The sequence below is a fragment of the Aeromicrobium sp. REDSEA-S32_B7 genome (assembly GCF_001626145.1).
In the GTDB taxonomy this organism is placed as follows: Bacteria; Actinomycetota; Actinomycetes; order Propionibacteriales; family Nocardioidaceae; genus Aeromicrobium; species Aeromicrobium erythreum.
Genome location: NZ_LUNF01000293.1, coordinates 1 through 2,768 on the forward strand (window position 1 = coordinate 1; position 2,768 = coordinate 2,768).

Consider the following 2,768-nt stretch of genomic DNA (forward strand, 5'->3'; position numbering starts at 1 on the left):
CTACTACCGTCACGTCGCCCCCGAGGACGTCTCCGGCCGGGCCGACGTGGACGTCTACGGCGCCCTCGCGAGCCACTACCGGCTGGCGGCCGAGCGGCCCCAGGGCACCGCCCGGGTGCGGGTGCTGACGCCGACGCTGGCCGAGGACGGCTGGTCGGCGGGCGGGCACAGCGTGGTCGAGGTCGTCACCGACGACATGCCCTTCCTCGTCGACAGCCTCACCATGGAGCTCTCCCGCGAGCTGCGCGACGTGCACGTCGTGGTGCACCCGCACTTCGACGTGCGCCGTGACATCACCGGTGCGCTGCTGCACGTCGCCCCGGTCGACGACGGGGCGCTCGAGCCCGACGACGACTCGGTGCGCGAGTCGTGGATGCACGTGGAGATCGACCGGATCGCCGACGAGGACGCCGCGAGCATCGTGGAGAACGTCCAGCGGGTGCTGCGTGACGTGCGCGAGGCCGTCGAGGACTGGCCGCGCACGCGGCAGCGGATGCTCGACGTGGTCGACGAGCTGCGGGCGCACGCCCCGAGCAGCCTGGACGCCGAGGAGGTCCGCCAGGGCGCCGAGCTGCTGGAGTGGCTCACCGACGACCACTTCACCTTCCTCGGCTACCGCGAGTACGCGCTGGAGGAGCACGACGGCGAGGACGCGCTGCGCGCGGTCCCCGGCAGCGGTCTGGGCATCTTGCGCGCAGACCAGGACACCTCCGAGGCGTTCGCGCGGCTGCCCGAGCCGGTCAAGGCCAAGGCCCGCGAGAAGACCCTGCTGGTGCTGGCCAAGGCCAACTCGCGCGCGACGGTGCACCGCCCGGCGTACCTCGACTACGTCGGCGTGAAGACCTTCGACGCCGCGGGTGAGGTGACGGGGGAGCGGCGCTTCCTCGGGCTGTTCTCCTCGTCGGCGTACGCCGAGTCGCTGATCCGCATCCCGCTGCTGCGCGAGAAGGCCCGCGAGGTGCTGCGGCGCAGCGGCTTCGACCCGCGCAGCTACGCCGGGCGCGCGCTGATGGACACCCTCGAGGGCTACCCCCGCGACGAGCTCTTCCACACCACCGTCGACGAGCTCGCGCCGATGGCCGTGGCCGCGATGCATGCCCGCGAGCGGCGGGCGGTGCGCGTGATCACCCGGGCCGACACCTACGGGCGCTACGTCAGCGTGCTGGTCTACCTCCCGCGCGACCGCTACAACACCGCGGTCCGCGAGAAGTTCAGCGAGATCCTGCTCGACCAGCTCGGGGGCGAGTCGGTGGAGTTCACCGTCCGCATCAACGAGTCGACCACCGCGCGCGTGCACTTCGTCGTGCACCTGCCGCGCGAGGTCGGCGACCCGACGGTGACCGGCACGTTGCGTGCCCTCGACACCACCGACCTCGAGCGTCGGCTCGCCGACGCCTCGCGCTCGTGGCGCGACGACTTCCTGGCCGCGGTGCTCTCGGAGTACGGCGAGCAGGTCGGTGCCGCGCTGGGCCGGCGCTACGTCGACTCGTTCCCCGAGGCCTACAAGGAGGACTTCTCGCCCCGCGCAGCCGCGGTCGACGTCGGCCGGCTCGAGGGCATCGAGGGCGAGGAGGGGCTCGACCTCTCCCTGGCCCCGACGCACGCGAGCTCTTCGTCGACGCGCTGCGGGCGGTGTGGGACGGTCGTGCCGAGGTCGACGGCTTCAACCGGCTGGTGCTGGGCGTGGGGCTGGGCTGGCGCCAGGCGATGCTGCTCCGCGCGTACGCCAAGTACATGCGCCAGGGGGCCTCGCCCTTCGCGGTCGACACGATCGAGGAGGCGCTGGCCGCCAACGTCGACATCACCCGGCTGCTCGTGCGGCTCTTCGAGCTGCGCTTCGACCCCGAGGTCACGGACCGCGAGCAGCAGACCGAGGCGCTGGAGGCCCGTCTGGGCAGTGCGCTCGACGACGTGGCCAGTCTCGACCACGACCGCATCCTGCGCGGCTACCTCACCCTGATCCGCGCCACGCTGCGCACCAACCACTTCCAGCGTGGCGAGGACGGGCGACCCAAGGACTACCTCAGCCTCAAGCTGGAGCCGTCGGCGATCCCCGACCTGCCCTCGCCTCGGCCGAAGTTCGAGATCTTCGTCTACTCCCCGCGCGTGGAGGGCGTCCACCTGCGCTTCGGCTCAGATGGTCAAGAACACCGTCATCGTGCCGGTTGGCGCGAAGGGCGGCTTCTACGCCAAGAACCTCCCCGACCCCGGGGACCGCGAGGCATGGATGACCGAGGGCATCGCCTGCTACCGCACCTTCATCTCCGGGCTGCTCGACATCACCGACAACCTCGTGGAGGGCCGGACGGTGCCGCCGGCCGACGTGGTCCGCCACGACGGCGACGACGCCTACCTCGTGGTCGCGGCCGACAAGGGCACCGCGACCTTCAGCGACATCGCGAACGAGGTGGCCCTGTCCTACGGCTTCTGGCTCGGCGACGCCTTCGCCTCCGGTGGCTCGGTCGGCTACGACCACAAGGCCATGGGCATCACCGCCCGCGGAGCGTGGGTCTCGGTCCAGCGGCACTTCCGCGAGCGCGGCATCGACTGCCAGGCCGAGGACTTCACCTGCGTCGGCATCGGCGACATGTCCGGCGACGTCTTCGGCAACGGGATGCTCTGCTCCGAGCACACCCGCCTCGTGGCCGCCTTCGACCACCGAGACATCTTCCTCGATCCCGACCCGGACGCCGCCACGTCGTACGCCGAGCGCAGGCGACTCTTCGAGCTGCCCCGCTCCTCGTGGCAGGACTACGACACCTCGCTGC

The 2,768-nt window shown here is 71.5% G+C and carries 2 pseudogenes; both read left to right on the forward strand.

Annotated elements, in window-relative coordinates:
* Positions 1-46: 46 nt before the first annotated feature.
* A pseudogene (locus tag A6Q79_RS17145) lies at positions 47-1,498 on the forward strand (NAD-glutamate dehydrogenase); the annotation flags it as partial.
* A gap of 209 nt (positions 1,499-1,707) precedes the next feature.
* Positions 1,708-2,768: pseudogene (locus A6Q79_RS17150) on the forward strand (NAD-glutamate dehydrogenase domain-containing protein); the annotation flags it as partial.